At 67.4% G+C, this 18,109-nt stretch carries 12 protein-coding genes and 3 rRNA genes; 13 read left to right on the forward strand and 2 right to left on the reverse strand.

All coding sequences use genetic code 11. From position 1 onward, the window contains the following. Positions 1–65: 65 nt before the first annotated feature. The 8 genes from MTO99_RS03075 (at position 66) to MTO99_RS03110 (ending at position 8,095) form a co-directional block, all read left to right on the forward strand. Positions 66–476: a DUF1801 domain-containing protein gene (locus MTO99_RS03075; RefSeq protein ID WP_243556871.1), complete on the forward strand. Its 411-nt coding sequence runs from the start codon at positions 66–68 to the stop codon at positions 474–476. Between the two features lie 226 nt (positions 477–702). Further along, a complete protein-coding gene (argC, locus tag MTO99_RS03080) occupies positions 703–1,746 on the forward strand; it encodes an N-acetyl-gamma-glutamyl-phosphate reductase (RefSeq protein WP_243556873.1) in 1,044 nt (347 codons plus the stop codon). Next, entirely contained in the window at positions 1,743–2,900 is a 1,158-nt protein-coding gene (gene argJ / locus MTO99_RS03085; RefSeq protein ID WP_243556875.1) for a bifunctional glutamate N-acetyltransferase/amino-acid acetyltransferase ArgJ, read from the forward strand. Before argC ends, argJ begins: the two co-directional genes overlap by 4 nt. A 1-nt stretch (position 2,901) precedes the next feature. Then, a complete protein-coding gene (gene argB, locus MTO99_RS03090; RefSeq protein WP_243556877.1) occupies positions 2,902–3,816 on the forward strand; it encodes an acetylglutamate kinase in 915 nt (304 codons plus the stop codon). After that, complete coding sequence (locus MTO99_RS03095) at positions 3,813–5,003, forward strand: acetylornithine transaminase (RefSeq protein ID WP_243556879.1); 1,191 nt, start codon at positions 3,813–3,815, stop codon at positions 5,001–5,003. The genes argB and MTO99_RS03095 overlap by 4 nt, the downstream gene beginning before the upstream one ends. 64 nt (positions 5,004–5,067) lie before the next feature. Then, positions 5,068–5,997, forward strand: coding sequence for an ornithine carbamoyltransferase (argF, locus tag MTO99_RS03100; RefSeq protein ID WP_243556881.1), 930 nt, complete (start codon positions 5,068–5,070; stop codon positions 5,995–5,997). Then, positions 5,997–7,442 (forward strand): argininosuccinate lyase, encoded by a 1,446-nt coding sequence (gene argH / locus MTO99_RS03105; protein ID WP_243556883.1) that lies wholly within the window; start codon positions 5,997–5,999, stop codon positions 7,440–7,442. Before argF ends, argH begins: the two co-directional genes overlap by 1 nt. Beyond that, on the forward strand, positions 7,439–8,095 hold the full coding sequence (locus tag MTO99_RS03110) for a DNA-3-methyladenine glycosylase (protein ID WP_256461046.1): 657 nt from the start codon (positions 7,439–7,441) through the stop codon (positions 8,093–8,095). The genes argH and MTO99_RS03110 overlap by 4 nt, the downstream gene beginning before the upstream one ends. 34 nt (positions 8,096–8,129) lie before the next feature. Here the strand turns inward: MTO99_RS03110 and MTO99_RS03115 are convergent, their stop codons facing one another. Both MTO99_RS03115 and MTO99_RS03120 read right to left on the reverse strand, forming a co-directional pair. Beyond that, positions 8,130–8,717: a hypothetical protein gene (locus MTO99_RS03115; protein ID WP_243556886.1), complete on the reverse strand. Its 588-nt coding sequence runs from the start codon at positions 8,715–8,717 to the stop codon at positions 8,130–8,132. Positions 8,718–8,805: 88 nt separating this feature from the next. After that, positions 8,806–9,441, reverse strand: a complete 636-nt coding sequence (locus tag MTO99_RS03120; RefSeq protein WP_243556888.1) for a SatD family protein — start codon at positions 9,439–9,441, stop codon at positions 8,806–8,808. Between the two features lie 122 nt (positions 9,442–9,563). On the opposite strand from MTO99_RS03120, the gene tyrS reads away from it, so the two are divergent. From tyrS to rrf, 5 genes are all read left to right on the forward strand, one after another. Next, positions 9,564–10,862 carry a tyrosine--tRNA ligase gene (gene tyrS, locus MTO99_RS03125; RefSeq protein ID WP_243556890.1) on the forward strand — a complete coding sequence of 433 codons (1,299 nt, stop codon included), beginning with the start codon at positions 9,564–9,566 and terminating at the stop codon, positions 10,860–10,862. 5 nt (positions 10,863–10,867) lie between these two features. Beyond that, on the forward strand, positions 10,868–12,247 hold the full coding sequence (locus tag MTO99_RS03130) for a CoA transferase (protein ID WP_243556892.1): 1,380 nt from the start codon (positions 10,868–10,870) through the stop codon (positions 12,245–12,247). A gap of 439 nt (positions 12,248–12,686) precedes the next feature. Continuing rightward, positions 12,687–14,215, forward strand: a 16S ribosomal RNA gene (locus MTO99_RS03135). A 453-nt stretch (positions 14,216–14,668) separates the two neighbouring features. After that, positions 14,669–17,780: ribosomal RNA gene (locus tag MTO99_RS03140) — 23S ribosomal RNA — on the forward strand. A gap of 165 nt (positions 17,781–17,945) precedes the next feature. Continuing rightward, positions 17,946–18,062 (forward strand): 5S ribosomal RNA (rrf, locus tag MTO99_RS03145). The 16S, 23S and 5S rRNA genes sit together here, the layout of an rRNA operon. The last annotated feature ends 47 nt before the right edge of the window (positions 18,063–18,109 follow it).

Below are 18,109 nucleotides of genomic sequence, written 5' to 3' on the forward strand. Positions count from 1 at the left end.
GTCGGCGCAGACCCATCGTCGAAGGCGGGGCAGCGGATGTCCCGCCTTCGGCGATACGCTGAGGCATGGCCGAGTCACCGAAGACCCTGCCGACGGGGGAGTCGGTCGCCGCGTTCCTCGGCGCCGTCGAGCCGGCCGGCCGACGCGACGACGGGTTCGCGTTGCGCGAGCTGTTCGACCGGGTCACCGACACCGATGCGGTGATGTGGGGGCCCTCGATCGTCGGGTACGGGTTGCAGCACTTCCGGTACGCGTCGGGGCGTGAGGGCGACTGGCCGATCGTCGGGTTCTCGCCGCGCAAGGCGTCGATCTCGCTCTACGGCCTCCAGACGGCACCGGGCAGCGACGAACTCCTCGAGCGGCTCGGCAAACTGAAGCGCGGCGTCGACTGCATCTGGGTGGGACGGCTGTCGACGATCGACCAGAAGGTGCTCGCCTCGCTGATCGATCTCGCCTGGGTGCACGCCCGCAGGTGAGGCGCTGCGTGACGGCGAAGCATCCGCTCGGTTTGCACCGTGGGCCGACGGCCCGCTATCGTCGCTGCATGCTCACCGGCCGGCCCATCGCGACGCACTCCGTCGTCGCGCGCCGACGCCGTAGCGGCCGCCGAATCGAGGCGACCCCCGCGACGGCGTGATCCGCCGTGCTGTGCGGGGAGTCGCCGGCTCCGATCCCGTTCCGCACAGCCCATAAGGTGGATCCATGACCTACTCCGTCGCCGTTTCCGGCGCATCCGGCTATGCCGGAGGAGAGCTTCTCCGGCTCATCGCCGACCATCCCGAGTTCGAGGTCCGCACCGTCACCGCGCACTCGAACGCGGGTCAGCCGCTCGTCTCGGTGCAGCCGCACCTGCGCACGTTCACGCATCTCACGCTGAAGGAGACGTCGGCCGAGACCCTCGCCGGACACGACATCGTCTTCCTCGCGTTGCCGCACGGCGCGTCCGGTGCGATCGCGGCCGAGCTGGCCGACGACACGCTCGTCATCGACTGCGGCGCCGACCACCGGCTCGAGTCGACCGACGCGTGGGCGGCGTTCTACGGCGGCGAGCACCACGGCGCGTGGACGTACGGGGTGCCCGAGCTGCCGCGGGTGAGCGGCACCCAGCGCGATCGGCTCGCCAGGACGCGTCGCATCGCGGCGCCCGGATGCAACGCCTCCACGGTCGCGCTGTCGCTGGCGCCGGGCATCCGGGCGGGGGTGATCGAGGAGACCGACCTGGTGTCGGTGCTCGCGGTCGGCCCGTCCGGCGCCGGGAAGAGCCTGAAGGCGCACCTGCTCGGCGCCGAGATCCTGGGCTCGGCGAACCCGTACTCGGTCGGCGGGGTGCATCGGCACATCCCCGAGATCCAGCAGGCGCTGTGCTGGGCGGGTGCGGCGGCGCCGACGATCTCGTTCACGCCGGTGATCGTGCCGATGTCGCGGGGCATCCTCGCGACGTCGACGGCGCGCATCGCGCCGGGCGTCGACGCGGCGACCGTGCGCGCCGCCTGGGAGGACGCGTACGTGGGCGAGCGGTTCGTGCAGCTGCTGCCCGAGGGGCAGTTCCCGCGCACCGCCGATGTGCTCGGGGCGAACACCGCGCTCATGGGCCTCGCGGTCGACGAGGCCGCCGGCCGCGTCGTCGTGGTCACCGCGGTCGACAACCTCGTGAAGGGCACCGCGGGCGCCGCCATCCAGTCGGCCAACCTCGCGCTCGGCCTCACCGAGTCGACCGGTCTTCCCGTGAACGGAGTCGCGCCGTGACCGTGACCGCTCCCTCCGGATTCGACGCCGCCGGCATCGCGGCGGGCATCAAGCGCACCGGCGCACTCGACCTCGCCGTGATCGTGAACCGCGGCCCGTCGCAGGCGGCCGCCGCCGTGTTCACCTCGAACCGGGCGAAGGCGAACCCGATCCTCTGGTCGCAGCAGGTCGCCGCCGACGGCGTCGTGAGCGCGATCGTGCTCAACTCGGGCGGGGCGAACTGCTTCACCGGCCACCAGGGCTTCCAGGTGACGCACCGCACCGCCGAGGCCGCGGCGCAGGCGCTCGGCGTCTCGGCGGGTGATGTGCTGGTCTGCTCGACCGGGCTCATCGGCGACCAGCTCGACGGCGAGGTCCTCGAAGAGGGCGTGCTGTCGGCGGTGAACCGGCTCGGCGCCGACGAGGCATCCGGCGCCGATGCGGCGCGCGCCATCATGACCACCGATACGAAGCCGAAGACCGTCGTGGTCGCCGGCGACGGCTGGTCGATCGGCGGCATGGCGAAAGGCGCCGGCATGCTGGCGCCGGGGCTCGCGACGATGCTGGTGGTGCTCACCACCGACGCCGACCTGCCGGCGGCGGTGCTCGACCGCGCGCTGCGCGCCGCGACCCGGGTCACGTTCGACCGGCTCGACTCCGACGGCTGCATGTCGACGAACGACCAGGTGACGCTGCTCGCCAGCGGGGCGTCGGGCGTCGCGCCCGACGAGGCATCCTTCACCGCGGCCCTCACCGACGCGTGCCGCGACCTGGCGACCCAGCTGCAAGGCGACGCCGAAGGCGCGAGCCACGACATCACGATCGAGGTCGTCGGCGCGGTCACCGAGGACGACGCCGTCGAGGTCGGCCGTTCGGTCGCCCGCAACAACCTGTTCAAGGCCGCCGTCTTCGGCAACGACCCGAACTGGGGCCGGGTGCTCGCCGCCATCGGCACCACGAGCGCACCATTCGATCCGTACCTCGTGGATGTCACGATGAACGGCGTCCGCGTGTGCCATGCCGGCGGTCCCGACCGACCGCGCGACGAGGTCGATCTCACGCCGCGCGCGACGCACGTGCTGATCGAGCTGCACGCGGGCGAGGCATCCGCCACCATCTGGACCAACGACCTCACGCACGACTACGTGCACGAGAACAGCGCCTACTCGAGCTGAGATGACCGACGACACCGATACCCCCGCGGCCGACGACCGGGCCGCCACCGCCGCCGAGAAGGCGGCCACCCTGATCGAATCCCTGCCCTGGCTGAAGCGGTTCCACGGCGAGACCATCGTCGTGAAGTTCGGCGGCAACGCGATGGTCAGCCCCGAGCTGCAGCGCGCGTTCGCCGAGGACATGGTCTACCTACGTTACGCCGGCATCAAACCCGTCGTGGTGCACGGCGGCGGCCCGCAGATCTCGTCGATGCTCGAGCGTCTCGGCATCCCGAGCGAGTTCCGCGGCGGCTACCGGGTCACCACCCCCGAGGCGATGGACGTCGTGCGCATGGTGCTGTCGGGCCAGGTGAACCGCGAGCTCGTGAGCCTCATCAACGCGCACGGGCCGCTCGCCGCCGGGCTGTCCGGCGAGGACGCCGGCCTGTTCACCGGCCGCCGCCGCGGTGTGGAGGTCGACGGCGTCGAACTCGACCTGGGCCTCGTCGGCGACGTCGTCGCGGTCGACCCGGCCGCCGTCGAGGCGCAGCTGCAGGCCGGGCGCATCCCCGTGGTCTCCTCGATCGCCCCCGACGCCGACCAGCCGGGGCAGTCGCTGAACGTGAACGCCGACAGTGCCGCGGCAGCGCTCGCCGTCGCACTCGGCGCGGCGAAGCTCGTCATCCTCACCGACGTCGCCGGTCTCTACCGCGACTGGCCGAACCGCGACTCGCTCGTCTCCGAGATCGACGCGACCGAGCTCGCCGCGCTGCTCCCGTCGCTCGAGTCGGGCATGATCCCGAAGATGCGCGCCTGTCTCGACGCGGTCGAGCAGGGCGTGCCGAAGGCGGCGATCATCGACGGGCGGGTGCCGCACTCGATCCTGCTCGAGGTGTTCACCCAGCAGGGCATCGGCACCGAGGTGGTGGCGGCATGAGCGAGTGGCAGCAGCGCTTCGGCACGCGCCTGATGCGATCGATCGGGATGCCGCTGCGCAAACTCGTCCGCGGGCAGGGCGCCTGGGTGTGGGACGACGAGGGGCGCGAGTACCTCGACTTCCTCGCCGGCATCGCGGTGAACTCCCTCGGGCACGCGCACCCCGTGTTCGTCGAGGCGGTGTCGACGCAGGCGGCGACGCTCGCTCACGTGTCGAACTACTTCGCGACCGAACCCGCGATCGAGCTCGCCGAGCGGCTCGCCCGACTCACGGGGGCCGGCGACGCCGGCCGGGCCTGGTTCGGCAACTCCGGCGCCGAGGCGAACGAGGCGGCGTTCAAGCTCGCCCGCCTCAACAACTCGGGCGGCGCGCGCACCCGGGTGGTGGCGCTCGTCGACGCGTTCCACGGGCGCACCATGGGTTCGCTCGCCCTCACCGGCAAGCCGCACATGCGCCAGCCGTTCGAACCGCTCGCCGGCGGCGTCGAGCACATCCCCGCCACGATCGAAGCGCTCGAGGCGGCGATCGACGACACGGTCGCCGCGCTCTTCGTCGAGCCGATCCAGGGCGAGGCCGGCGTGGTCGAGCTGCCCGACGGGTTCCTCGAGACCGCACGCGAGCTCACCCGCCGGCACGGTGCGCTGCTCGTCGTCGACGAGATCCAGACCGGGGCCGGGCGCACGGGCGCCTGGTTCGGGTTCCAGCACGCCGGCATCGTGCCCGACGCGATCACGGTCGCGAAGGGCATCGGCGGCGGGTTCCCCATCGGCGGACTCGTGACCTTCGGCGAGGCATCCGACCTGTACCAGAAGGGCATGCACGGCTCGACCTTCGGCGGCAACCCGCTGGCCACCGCGACCGCGAACGCGGTGCTCGGTGAGATCGAGAGCGCGGGCCTGGTCGAGAACGCCGCGCGCCGCGGCGTGCAACTGCGCGAGCGCGTCCTCGGCATCGACTCGCCGCTGGTCACCGGCGTCCGCGGTCGGGGGCTGCTCGTCGGCGTGGCGCTGGCCGAACCGATCGCCGAACGGCTCTCGCTCGCCGCGCTCGATGCCGGGCTCATCGTGAACGCGGCGAACGATCGCACCATCCGCATCGCACCGCCGCTCATCATCGGCGACGCCGAGCTCGACGAGTTCGCCGAGCGCTTCGCGCGCGCGCTCGCGGCCGTCGACGGCGACCGATGATGCGCATGACGCCCGCGCCCGCGCCCGCACGAGCCCACCCGACCCGATCGCTCGAAGGAGCCGCATGACCCGCCACTTCCTCCGCGACGACGACCTGACGCCGGCCGAGCAGGCCGAGGTGCTCGACCTCGCGGCCCGCCTGAAGGCCGACCGGTTCGCCGCACGCCCGCTCGACGGCCCGCAGACGGTCGCGGTCGTCTTCGACAAGACGTCGACCCGCACCCGGGTGTCGTTCGCCGTCGGCATCGCCGACCTCGGCGGCGTGCCGCTCATCATCTCGTCGAACGAGAGCCAGCTCGGCGGCAAGGAGTCGATCGCCGACACCGCGCGCGTGCTCGAGCGCATGGTCGCCGCGGTCGTGTGGCGCACGTTCGCCCAGTCGGGGCTCGAGGAGATGGCCGAGGGCACGACCGTCCCGGTGGTCAACGCGCTGAGCGACGACTTCCACCCGTGCCAGCTGCTCGCCGACCTGCAGACCATCCGCGAGCACCGGGGCGAGCTCGTCGGGCTCACCGTCGCGTTCCTCGGCGACGGCGCGAGCAACATGGCCCACTCGTATTTGCTGGCCGGCACCACCGCCGGCATGCACGTGCGCATCGGGGCGCCCGAGTCATCCGCGCCCCGGGCCGATGTCGTCGCCGACGCCGAACGCATCGCCGCGGCGACCGGCGGGTCCGTGCTGGTCACGACCGATCCGGCTGCGGCCGCCGCCGGCGCCGACGTCATCGTCACCGACACGTTCGTGTCGATGGGGCAGGAGGGCGAGAAGGCCGAGCGCCTCGCCCGCTACGACGGCTTCATCGTCGATGCGGCGCTCATGGCGCATGCGGCCGACGACGCGATCTTCCTGCACTGCCTGCCCGCCTACCGCGGGGTCGAGGTCGCGGCCGACGTCATCGACGGCCCGCAGTCGGTGGTCTGGGACGAAGCCGAGAACCGACTCCACGCGCAGAAGGCGCTGCTCGCCTGGCTGCTCGAACGGAAGGACGCCTGATGGCCGACGACAACGCCACGGCACACGGCACCAACGAAGGCTCGCTCTGGGGCGCGCGCTTCGCCACCGGGCCGTCGCCCGAGCTCGCACGGCTCTCGAAGTCGACCCAGTTCGACTGGCAGCTCGCCCCCTACGACCTCGCCGGTTCGCGCGCGCACGCCCGCGCCCTCGCGACGGCCGGATACCTCGACGCCGACGAGCTGACCGCGATGCTCGCCGGACTCGACGCCCTCGCGGCCCGCATCGAATCGGGCGAACTCGTCGCGCAGGAGTCCGACGAGGACGTGCACGGCGCCCTCGAGACCGCGCTCATCGCCGAGGTCGGCCCCGAGCTCGGCGGCAAACTGCGCGCCGGCCGCAGCCGCAACGACCAGATCGCGACGCTCGTGCGCCTGTACCTGAAGGATCACGCCGCGGTCATCGGCGAGCAACTCGTGCACCTCGTCGATGCCCTCTCGGCGCAGGCCGACGCGCACCGCACCGCGATCATGCCGGGCCGCACCCACCTGCAGCACGCCCAGCCGGTGCTGCTCGCACACCACCTGCTCGCGTACGGTTGGGCGCTCTCGCGCGATCTCGAGCGGCTCGTCGACTGGTCGAAGCGCGCGGATGTCTCGCCCTACGGCGGCGGCGCGCTCGCCGGGCAGACGCTCGGCCTCGACGCCGCGCAGGTCGCCGCCGACCTGGGACTCGGCGCACCGGCCGAGAACTCCCTCGACGGCACCGCGAGCCGCGACGTCGTCGCCGAGTTCGCGTTCATCGCCGCGATGATCGGCGTGAACCTGTCGCGCCTGGCCGAAGACGTCATCATCTGGAACACCCGCGAGTTCGGCTTCGTCACCCTCGACGACGGCTATTCGACCGGGTCGAGCATCATGCCGCAGAAGAAGAACCCCGACATCGCCGAGCTCACGCGCGGCAAGGCGGGGCGGCTCATCGGCAACCTGTCGGGTCTGCTCGCCACGCTCAAGGGCCTGCCCCTCGCGTACAACCGCGACCTGCAGGAGGACAAGGAGCCGGTCTTCGATTCGGTCGAGACGCTCGAGGTCGTGCTGCCGGCGTTCACGGGCATGGTCGCGACGCTGCGCTTCGACACCGATCGGATGTCGCAGCTCGCGCCGGCCGGATACTCGCTGGCGACCGATGTCGCCGAGTGGCTGGTGAAGCGCCGGGTGCCGTTCCGCGACGCCCACGAGATCACCGGCTCGCTCGTGCGCTACGCCGAACAGCACGGGCTCGAGCTCGACGAGGTCGACGATGCGGCGCTCGCCGCGATCGATCCCCGGCTCACGCCCGAGGTCCGCAGCGTGCTGAGCGTCGAGGGGTCGGTCGCGAGCCGCGACGGCATCGGCGGCACGGCGCCCGACCGGGTCGCCGACCAGCAGGCGGCGCTCGCCGAGCGGGTGCGCCGACTGGTGCAGGCCCTGCCCGAGGGGCGCCGCTGAGCGGGCCGGACCCGTCCGAGCCGACTCCACCCGAGGCCCGGCTCGTCGTCCCGGATCGATCGTTCTTCGCGGTCGACCCGGTCGAGCTCGCGCCGCGTCTGCTCGGCGCGGTGCTCGCGCACGAGACCGCGGACGGCACGGTCGCGGTGCGGTTGGTCGAGGTCGAGGCGTACCGCGGACTCGGCGAGGACCCGGGGTCGCACGCCCACCGCGGACCGACCCCGCGCACCCGCGTGATGTTCGGCGAGCCCGGGCGGCTGTACGCCTACTTCACGTACGGCATGCACACGTGCCTGAACGTCGTGGGCCATGCGCCGGGCGCAGCCGGTGCGGTCCTGCTGCGCGGGGCCACGGTGGTCGAGGGGCTCGAATTGGCGCGGTCGCGTCGGGGCGGGGCATCCGACCGAGACCTCGCGAGGGGGCCGGCCCGCCTGGCCGTCGCGCTCGGTGTGCCGCTGTCGGCGTCGGGGGCCGACCTGCTCGCGCCGCCGTTCCGGCTGCTGGTGCCGGCCGCGCCGCCGACGGCGGTCGTCTCGACCGCTCGCACCGGGGTGAGCGGCGCCGGCGGGGGAGCGGCGTATCCGTGGCGGTTCGCGGTCGCGGGTGATCCTGGCGTATCGCCGTATCGGCGGCACGCCAGGTCGCACGACTGAACCCACGCCGCCGGTTCGGCGTTGCGGGCCGGGCTCAGCGCAGTGCGAAGTGCGCCACGAGCCCCGCGGCGCACGCCCAGATCAGGCTGGCGAACGTGCCGATGATGAACCGCTCGCGGGCCTCGGGCGCGTCGAGTTCGGTGAATCGGCCGACGCCCTTCACGGCGACGACGATGGCGAGTCCCTCGGGGAACCCGGCGATGATCGTCCCGGCGGTGGCGATGCGCTCGAGCACGCCGATCGTCTGCCCGCCGCGCAGCACCTCGCGACGCGGCGCGCTCGCGATGGTCTGCCCGTCGGCGCCCTGCTGGGCGATGAGGATGCCGCCGTGCAGTCCGGGGGAGACGGAGCCCATGGCGAGCGAGAGGGCTGCGCCCGCAGCCGGGCCGCCGCCGAAGATGCCCGTGGTGAGTGCCAGGAGGGCGATCACGACGCCGCCCCAGCGCGCCGGTTCCGACAGCGACGCCGCCGCCACCACGGCGGCGCCGAGCGCGGCGGCGGCGATCCACACCACGAGTCGGTTGGGGCGGAAGTACGCGAGCACCGAGAGGCCCGCGGCGGCGATGAGGGTCGGCACGAGCACGACCCAGGCCGCGGCATCGGCGAGGACGACCGTATTCACGAGGCTCCTTCCGCGCCGCGGCAGGGCACGGCTCCGAGCAGTGTAGCGAGGGCGGCCGTCGCGGGGCGGCGACGCGCGCGCACTCGGTTCACGTCGAGGATGCGTCCTCGGATGTCTCGACCGACGCCGCGTCGAGGTCGGCCAGCAGCGCGGCGATCGCCGGCACGGCCGCGTCCTCTGCGCGCCAGAGCGCAGCCTTGAGTCGGGCGCTGACCGCGGCGGGGGTGATGTCGAGCAGCGTCGCGATCTCCTTCTGCGGGCGGCCCGCGCGAGCGAGGTCCACGACCTCCCAGCCCGGCTGGGTGCGGCGGTGCCGCAGCAGCACCAGGAGCCGGAGCAGCGCCTCGACGTGCTCGGCCCGCGCGGCCGTCGCAGCGTGCCCGCTCCGCAGGGCGATGCGCCCCTCGGCGCGCTTCGCGGCGTCGACCGCGTCGCGTGCGGCGATGAACGCCGGCCCGCTCGCTTTGCGCACTGCGTCGGGCAGCGGCATGCGCACGTCGCCGATGCCGAGGCCGACGCTCCAGTGGCCGTCGCGGGTCGCTTCGAGCGTGAGGGCGAGTGCGCTGTCGGCCGAGTCGGTGATGGCCTGGATCTCGTCGCCCGCGGTCTGATCGGGCGGGAGGAGCAGGCGGTCGCCGGCGGCCGCCTCGAGGCGGCCGATGAGCTCGGATGCCTGGTCGCGTCCTCGGCGGCTGCCGACCTGGTCCGCGGTGATGACGAACATGCGAGCGTCCTTTCACGTTGAAGCATTGATTCGGCAATATCAAGGCTACAGGCTTTATCATATGAAATCAATGATCCAGCCTTGACTCAGGGCCGCTCGATGAGTCAGGTACCCTTGCACTCGTGTCAGACCCCGTGATCCTCGCGACCCAGCAGAACGACGCGTCCTTCGAGGACGTCTGGGAGGAACTGGTCTGGCGCGGCCACGTGCACGTCTCGACCGACCCGGCCGCGCTCAAGACCCTGCTCGCCGGTGAGCCGATCACCTACTACTGCGGGTTCGACCCGACTGCCCCGAGCCTGCACCTCGGCAACCTCGTGCAGCTCATCGTCATGCGCCGTCTCCAGCTCGCCGGGCACCGCCCGCTCGGCCTGGTCGGCGGGTCGACGGGGCTCATCGGCGACCCGCGGCCCACGGCCGAGCGCACGCTCAACACGAGGGAGACCGTGGCCGAGTGGGTGGGGTACCTCCAGTCCCAGGTCTCCCGGTTCCTCTCGAGCGAGGGCGCGAACGCGGTGCGGCTGGTCAACAACCTCGACTGGACGGCGGGCCTCAGCGCCATCGACTTCCTGCGCGAGATCGGCAAGCACTACCGGGTCGGCACGATGCTGAAGAAGGACGCAGTGGCCTCCCGGCTCAACTCCGACGCCGGCATCAGCTACACCGAGTTCAGCTACCAGATCCTGCAGGGCTACGACTACCTCGAGCTGCATCGCCAGTACGGCTGCGTGCTGCAGACCGGCGGCAGCGACCAGTGGGGCAACCTCACGAGCGGCACGGATCTCATCCACCGGGTCGAGGGCGCGAGCGTGCACGCGATCGGCACGCCCCTCGTCACCAACTCCGATGGCACGAAATTCGGCAAGAGCGAGGGCAACGCGATCTGGCTCGATGCCGAGATGTGCAGTCCGTACCGCTTCTACCAGTTCTGGCTCAACACCGATGATGCCGATGTGATCGAGCGGCTCAAGGTCTTCACGTTCCTGACCAGGGACGAGATCGAACAGCACGCGGCGCTGGTGGAATCCGAGCCGTTCCGGCGCGCGGCGCAGCGACGGCTCGCGCTCGAGGTCACCACCCTGGTGCACGGCACCGAGGCGACCGAATCTGTCGTCGCCGCGTCCGAGGCGCTCTTCGGCAAGGGCGATCTCGCTGCGCTCGATCCGGCGACCCTGCGCAGTGCGCTCGCCGAGTTGCCGAACGCGACGGTCGCGAGCGGAACGCCCGTGCTGCAGGCGCTGCTCGAGACCGGACTCGTCGAGAGCCTCGGCGATGGGCGGCGAGCGATCGCCCAGGGCGGTGTGACGCTCGACGGCGTCCGGGTCGAGGACGACACGGCGACGGTATCGGGTGCTCTGCCGGGCGGCGTCTCGGTGCTGCGTCGCGGCAAGAAGACCCTCGCGGGCCTCTTCGTGGAGTGAGTGCGATGTCCGACGAGGTCGCCCGCGCACTCGTCGGACGCGTCTGGGCCGACCTCGGTCGCGATCTCGGCGAGCTCGAACATCTCGACCGGCTGCCCGAGGCTCCGCTTCCGGCCCGGCTGGATGTCTCGTCGCTGGCCGTCGGGTCGGTCGCCGCCGCGTCGCTCGCCGGGGCCGCCGGCGATGGCGACCGTGCGCGGCGCACTCGACTGCGGCTCGACGGCGATCGCATCGCGGTGGCGTTCACGAGCGACCGCGACCTGCTCGTCGACGGTCGCGCTCCCGACGTCTGGTCGCCGCTGTCGGGATTCTGGCGCACCGCCGACGGCTGGGTGCGCACCCATGGCAACTACCCGCACCACGCCCGCGTGCTGCGCCGGGTGCTCGCCGTGCCCGACGACGCGACGCGCGAGGCCGTCGCCGATGCGATCCTGCCGCGGACGGCCGCCGACCTCGCCGCGGAGGTGGAGTCGGCTGGCGGGCTCTGCGTCGTCGTGCGCGCTGAAGACCCTGCGACGGATGCCGCGTGGCGGGCGCGTCCGATCGTCGACCTCGGCGACGGCGACGGCGAGCTCACCACCCCGACCGGGCGCCGCGAGGCATCCGACCGGCCCGATCGCCCCCTCGCCGGAGTCCGCGTGCTCGACCTCACCCGGGTGATCGCCGGGCCCGTCGGCACTCGGACTCTCGCCCTGCTCGGAGCCGACGTGCTGCGCATCGATTCGCCGAGGTCGCCCGAGTTCGCGTGGCAGCATGTCGACACCGGCGCCGGCAAACGCACGACGCTGCTCGATCTCGCGCGACGCGGCGATCGGGCCGTGTTCGACGCGCTCGCCCGCGATGCCGACGTCGTGGTCACGGGCTACCGCCCGGCGGCCATGACGAGACTCGGGCTCGACGCTCGAGCGCTGCGGTCGAGGCATCCGCACCTCGTCGTGGCCTCGCTGTCAGCCTGGGGCGACCACGCCGAGGCGGGGGAGCGCCGCGGATTCGACAGTCTCGTGCAGGCGGCGTCGGGCGTCGCCGTGGTCGAGGGTGACGACGGACTGCCCGGCGCGCTCCCGGCACAGGCGCTCGACCACGCGACCGGCTACCTGCTCGCCGCCGCGGTGACCTCCCAGCTCCGCGGACACGGCCGGCGCACCGGTCGCGTGCGGCTGTCGCTGCGGCGCACCGCGGCCGAACTCCTCGCCCTCCCGCGAACCGACGTGCGTGCACCCGGGGCAGCGCTCACGGATGCCGAGCGCGAACCGCACCGGCGACGGTTCGACGTCGGCGACGTCGCGGTGCGCACGACCGCGCCGGCCGTCGTCGGTGCCGATGGTCCGCTCGAGTGGCCCGCACCGCCCCACCGGCTCGGCGTCGACCCGCCGCGGTGGCGGTGAACGCGAGGCGCCCGGCGGGTCGGGCGAGATCCGCAGGAATCCGCGCGACACGCCCGGGATGCAAGCCCGAGTTGCAGGAGGGGGTGGATCTCCGTAAAGTAATCACTCGTTGCCGCAAAGGGAGCGAGAGAGCGAAAAGCTCACCGGCCCTCAACTAGCAGCGATTCCCGATCAGAACGAGCCACTCGGTTCGGGCTGGTCGAAGCATTCGGATCCGTCCCTTCACGGGATGCCCGAGTGGAGACGTAAGCCTCGAGTGAGTCATCCGTCAGGGTGACGAAGCGAGAGCGTCCGTTTCTTGAGAACTCAACAGCGTGCACTATGTTCAATGCCAATTTTTTGAACCCTGGCCTGCCTCTTTTTTGGGGTGGGTGGGATTCCTTTGATTGATGGACAATTTGGCGAGAGTCAGTTGTTTCTCTGTCAGTGATTGAATTTTTTTTTGGAGAGTTTGATCCTGGCTCAGGACGAACGCTGGCGGCGTGCTTAACACATGCAAGTCGAACGATGAAGCCTCACTTGTGGGGTGGATTAGTGGCGAACGGGTGAGTAACACGTGAGTAACCTGCCCTGGACTCTGGGATAACCCCGAGAAATCGGAGCTAATACCGGATATGACCCTGGATCGCATGGTTCGGGGTGGAAAGTTTTTTCGGTCTGGGATGGACTCGCGGCCTATCAGCTTGTTGGTGAGGTAATGGCTCACCAAGGCGTCGACGGGTAGCCGGCCTGAGAGGGTGACCGGCCACACTGGGACTGAGACACGGCCCAGACTCCTACGGGAGGCAGCAGTGGGGAATATTGCACAATGGGCGCAAGCCTGATGCAGCAACGCCGCGTGAGGGATGACGGCCTTCGGGTTGTAAACCTCTTTTAGTAAGGAAGAAGGGGCCTTGTGCCTTGACGGTACTTGCAGAAAAAGGACCGGCTAACTACGTGCCAGCAGCCGCGGTAATACGTAGGGTCCGAGCGTTGTCCGGAATTATTGGGCGTAAAGAGCTCGTAGGCGGTTTGTCGCGTCTGCTGTGAAATCTAGAGGCTCAACCTCTAGCCTGCAGTGGGTACGGGCAGACTTGAGTGGTGTAGGGGAGACTGGAATTCCTGGTGTAGCGGTGGAATGCGCAGATATCAGGAGGAACACCGATGGCGAAGGCAGGTCTCTGGGCACTTACTGACGCTGAGGAGCGAAAGCGTGGGGAGCGAACAGGATTAGATACCCTGGTAGTCCACGCCGTAAACGTTGGGCGCTAGATGTGGGGACCTTTCCACGGTTTCCGTGTCGTAGCTAACGCATTAAGCGCCCCGCCTGGGGAGTACGGCCGCAAGGCTAAAACTCAAAGGAATTGACGGGGGCCCGCACAAGCGGCGGAGCATGCGGATTAATTCGATGCAACGCGAAGAACCTTACCAAGGCTTGACATGACCGAGAACGCGCCAGAAATGGTGAACTCTTTGGACACTCGGTTACAGGTGGTGCATGGTTGTCGTCAGCTCGTGTCGTGAGATGTTGGGTTAAGTCCCGCAACGAGCGCAACCCTCGTCGCATGTTGCCAGCACGTAATGGTGGGGACTCATGTGAGACTGCCGGGGTCAACTCGGAGGAAGGTGGGGATGACGTCAAATCATCATGCCCCTTATGTCTTGGGCTTCACGCATGCTACAATGGCCGGTACAAAGGGCTGCGATGTCGTAAGGCGGAGCGAATCCCAAAAAGCCGGTCTCAGTTCGGATTGAGGTCTGCAACTCGACCTCATGAAGTCGGAGTCGCTAGTAATCGCAGATCAGCAACGCTGCGGTGAATACGTTCCCGGGCCTTGTACACACCGCCCGTCAAGTCATGAAAGTCGGTAACACCCGAAGCCGGTGGCCCAACCCTTGTGGAGGGAGCCGTCGAAGGTGGGATCGGTGATTAGGACTAAGTCGTAACAAGGTAGCCGTACCGGAAGGTGCGGCTGGATCACCTCCTTTCTAAGGAGCACTGGACCAGCTTGCTGGTTCCAGGAGGCCCATTGCAGGGCGAATGTTCCTGCTGGGTGCTCATGGGTGGAACATTGACATAGGCATCGATCGCAAGCGTGTTGATTCAGTACGCCGGCCCTTCGGGGTTGGTTGGAACGGTCGGGGCGGGCGGGGTCGGTGCGTGCACGCTGTTGGGTCCTGAGGGACCGGGCGCGACCTTTCGGGGTTGGCGGGTTTCTTCAGGCCTTCATGAAGCATCACCGGTTGGTGGTGTGGGGTGGGGGTTCTGGCCGTCTGTTGAGAACTACATAGTGGACGCGAGCATCTTAGAAACAACCTTGTTGTTGTTTCGAATTTGTTCTGCAGCATCTTCTCTCTTTTGGGGGGAGGGTGTTGTTGACTTATTCATTGGTCGCCGCCGGCCCTTTCGGGGGTTGGTGGTTTCTTTGAACTCATGTGTGGTTTCAAGTTTCTAAGAGCGAACGGTGGATGCCTTGGCATCTGGAGCCGAAGAAGGACGTCGTAATCTGCGATAAGCCTCGGGGAGTTGATAAACGAGCTGTGATCCGAGGATTTCCGAATGGGGAAACCCCGCCAGGCCCTTTGGGTGACCTGGTGACTCCCGCCTGAATGTATAGGGCGGGTAGAGGGAACGTGGGGAAGTGAAACATCTCAGTACCCACAGGAAGAGAAAACAACCGTGATTCCGTGAGTAGTGGCGAGCGAAAGCGGAAGAGGCCAAACCGGTCATGTGTGATACCCGGCAGGGGTTGCATGGTCGGGGTTGTGGGACCTTTCGGGCTGTTCTGCCGGACAGCCACGGTGATTGTGCATGGTATAGGCGAACCGGATTGAAAGCCGGACCGGAGTGGGTGTGAGTCCCGTAGCCGAAATGTCGTGCCGCCCGGAGAGGTATCCCAAGTAGCACGGGGCCCGAGAAATCCCGTGTGAATCTGCCAGGACCACCTGGTAAGCCTAAATACTCCCAGATGACCGATAGCGGACAAGTACCGTGAGGGAAAGGTGAAAAGTACCCCGGGAGGGGAGTGAAATAGTACCTGAAACCGTTCGCTTACAATCCGTCGGAGCAGCCTTGTAGCTGTGACGGCGTGCCTTTTGAAGAATGAGCCTGCGAGTTAGTGATTTGTGGCGAGGTTAACCCGTGTGGGGTAGCCGTAGCGAAAGCGAGTCTGAATAGGGCGATTCAGTCGCAGGTCCTAGACCCGAAGCGAAGTGATCTATCCATGGCCAGGTTGAAGCGACGGTAAGACGTCGTGGAGGACCGAACCCACTTCAGTTGAAAATGGAGGGGATGAGCTGTGGATAGGGGTGAAAGGCCAATCAAACTTCGTGATAGCTGGTTCTCTCCGAAATGCATTTAGGTGCAGCGTTGCGTGTTTCTTGCCGGAGGTAGAGCTACTGGATGGCCGATGGGCCCCAACAGGTTACTGACGTCAGCCAAACTCCGAATGCCGGTAAGTGAGAGCGCAGCAGTGAGACGGTGGGGGATAAGCTTCATCGTCGAGAGGGAAACAACCCAGACCACCGACTAAGGCCCCTAAGCGTGTGCTAAGTGGGAAAGGATGTGGAGTTGCACAGACAACCAGGAGGTTGGCTTAGAAGCAGCCACCCTTGAAAGAGTGCGTAATAGCTCACTGGTCAAGTGATTCCGCGCCGACAATGTAACGGGGCTCAAGCACACCGCCGAAGTCGTGGGATTCGCATTATCGATAGGCCTTCGTGGTCCAGTCGTGCGGATCGGTAGGAGAGCGTCGTGTGCCGGGTGAAGCGGCGGAGTGATCCAGCCGTGGACGGCACACGAGTGAGAATGCAGGCATGAGTAGCGAAAGACGGGTGAGAAACCCGTCCTCCGGAAGACCAAGGGTTCCAGGGTCAAGCTAATCTTCCCTGGGTAAGTCGGGACCTAAGGCGAGGCCGACAGGCGTAGTCGATGGACAACGGGTTGATATTCCCGTACCGGCGAAGAACCGCCCACACCAATCCAGTAATGCTAACCATCCGAACCATCACACCGTTCCCTTCGGGGGGCATCGTGGTGGGGAGCGTGGGACCCGGTCTGGTGCGGTGAGCGTATTAACAGGTGTGACGCAGGAAGGTAGCCCAACCCGGGCGATGGTTGACCCGGGGCAAGCGTGTAGGCCGAACCGTAGGCAAATCCGCGGTTCATGATGGCTGAGACGCGATGCGGATGAAAAGTGGGTGATCCTATGCTGCCGAGAAAAGCATCGACGCGAGGTTCCAGCCGCCCGTACCCCAAACCGACTCAGGTGGTCAGGTAGAGAATACCGAGGAGATCGAGAGAATCGTGGTTAAGGAACTCGGCAAAATGCCCCCGTAACTTCGGGAGAAGGGGGGCCCGAAACGTGAACCCACTTGCTGGGGGAAGCGTGGAGTGGCCGCAGAGACCAGTGGGAAGCGACTGTTTACTAAAAACACAGGTCCGTGCCAAGTCGCAAGACGATGTATACGGACTGACGCCTGCCCGGTGCTGGAAGGTTAAGAGGACCGGTTAGCCGCAAGGCGAAGCTGAGAATTTAAGCCCCAGTAAACGGCGGTGGTAACTATAACCATCCTAAGGTAGCGAAATTCCTTGTCGGGTAAGTTCCGACCTGCACGAATGGCGTAACGACTTCCCAGCTGTCTCAACCGCGAACTCGGCGAAATTGCACTACGAGTAAAGATGCTCGTTACGCGCAGCAGGACGGAAAGACCCCGTGACCTTTACTACAGCTTGGTATTGGTGTTCGGTGTGGCTTGTGTAGGATAGGTGGGAGACTTTGAAGCGGGCACGCCAGTGTTCGTGGAGTCGTTGTTGAAATACCACTCTGGTCACTCTGGATGTCTAACTTCGAACCGTGATCCGGTTCAGGGACAGTGCCTGGTGGGTAGTTTAACTGGGGCGGTTGCCTCCCAAAAAGTAACGGAGGCGCCCAAAGGTTCCCTCAACCTGGTTGGCAATCAGGTGGCGAGTGTAAGTGCACAAGGGAGCTTGACTGTGAGACTGACAGGTCGAGCAGGGACGAAAGTCGGGACTAGTGATCCGGCAGTGGCTTGTGGAAGCGCTGTCGCTCAACGGATAAAAGGTACCTCGGGGATAACAGGCTGATCTTGCCCAAGAGTCCATATCGACGGCATGGTTTGGCACCTCGATGTCGGCTCGTCGCATCCTGGGGCTGGAGTAGGTCCCAAGGGTTGGGCTGTTCGCCCATTAAAGCGGTACGCGAGCTGGGTTTAGAACGTCGTGAGACAGTTCGGTCCCTATCCGCTGCGCGCGTAGGAAATTTGAGAGGATCTGACCCTAGTACGAGAGGACCGGGTTGGACGAACCTCTGGTGTGCCAGTTGTTCCGCCAGGAGCACCGCTGGTTAGCTACGTTCGGGATGGATAACCGCTGAAAGCATCTAAGCGGGAAGCCGGCCTCGAGATGAGATTTCCATCCCCTTTCGAGGGGGAGAGGCTCCCAGTAGACGACTGGGTTGATAGGCCGGATGTGGAAGCAAGGACTAACGACTTGTGCAGCTGACCGGTACTAATAAGCCAACAACTTGACAACCACCCATTCCAGTTCAAAGAATTTCCTGGTTGCTCGCGTCCACTCTGTGGTTCCCTTCAGACGGAAACCCAACACACAATCGAACAGTGCACACAGTTCGAAACACAGACCACCAACCCCCACCCCCGGAGAAACACCCGGGACAGGACACGTTGGTTCTAGAGTTTCGGCGGCCATAGCGTCAGGGAAACGCCCGGACACATTCCGAACCCGGAAGCTAAGACTGACAGCGCCGATGGTACTGCAGGGGCGACCCTGTGGGAGAGTAGGACACCGCCGGACAACTATTGAGCGAAGGGGCCACCCGAGGACGGGTGGCCCCTTCTGCG

Source organism: Agromyces larvae (assembly GCF_022811705.1).
Classification (GTDB): Bacteria; Actinomycetota; Actinomycetes; order Actinomycetales; family Microbacteriaceae; genus Agromyces; species Agromyces larvae.

Bases quoted from the DNA above. Each gene is read 5' to 3' on its own strand.
- MTO99_RS03120 (WP_243556888.1), bottom strand. From the start codon at position 9,441: ATGTTCGTCATCACCGCGGACCAGGTCGGCAGCCGCCGAGGACGCGAC.
- argB (WP_243556877.1), top strand. From the start codon at position 2,902: ATGACCGACGACACCGATACCCCCGCGGCCGACGACCGGGCCGCCACC.
- argH (WP_243556883.1), top strand. From the start codon at position 5,997: ATGGCCGACGACAACGCCACGGCACACGGCACCAACGAAGGCTCGCTC.
- MTO99_RS03075 (WP_243556871.1), top strand. From the start codon at position 66: ATGGCCGAGTCACCGAAGACCCTGCCGACGGGGGAGTCGGTCGCCGCG.
- argF (WP_243556881.1), top strand. From the start codon at position 5,068: ATGACCCGCCACTTCCTCCGCGACGACGACCTGACGCCGGCCGAGCAG.
- MTO99_RS03130 (WP_243556892.1), top strand. From the start codon at position 10,868: ATGTCCGACGAGGTCGCCCGCGCACTCGTCGGACGCGTCTGGGCCGAC.
- MTO99_RS03095 (WP_243556879.1), top strand. From the start codon at position 3,813: ATGAGCGAGTGGCAGCAGCGCTTCGGCACGCGCCTGATGCGATCGATC.
- argC (WP_243556873.1), top strand. From the start codon at position 703: ATGACCTACTCCGTCGCCGTTTCCGGCGCATCCGGCTATGCCGGAGGA.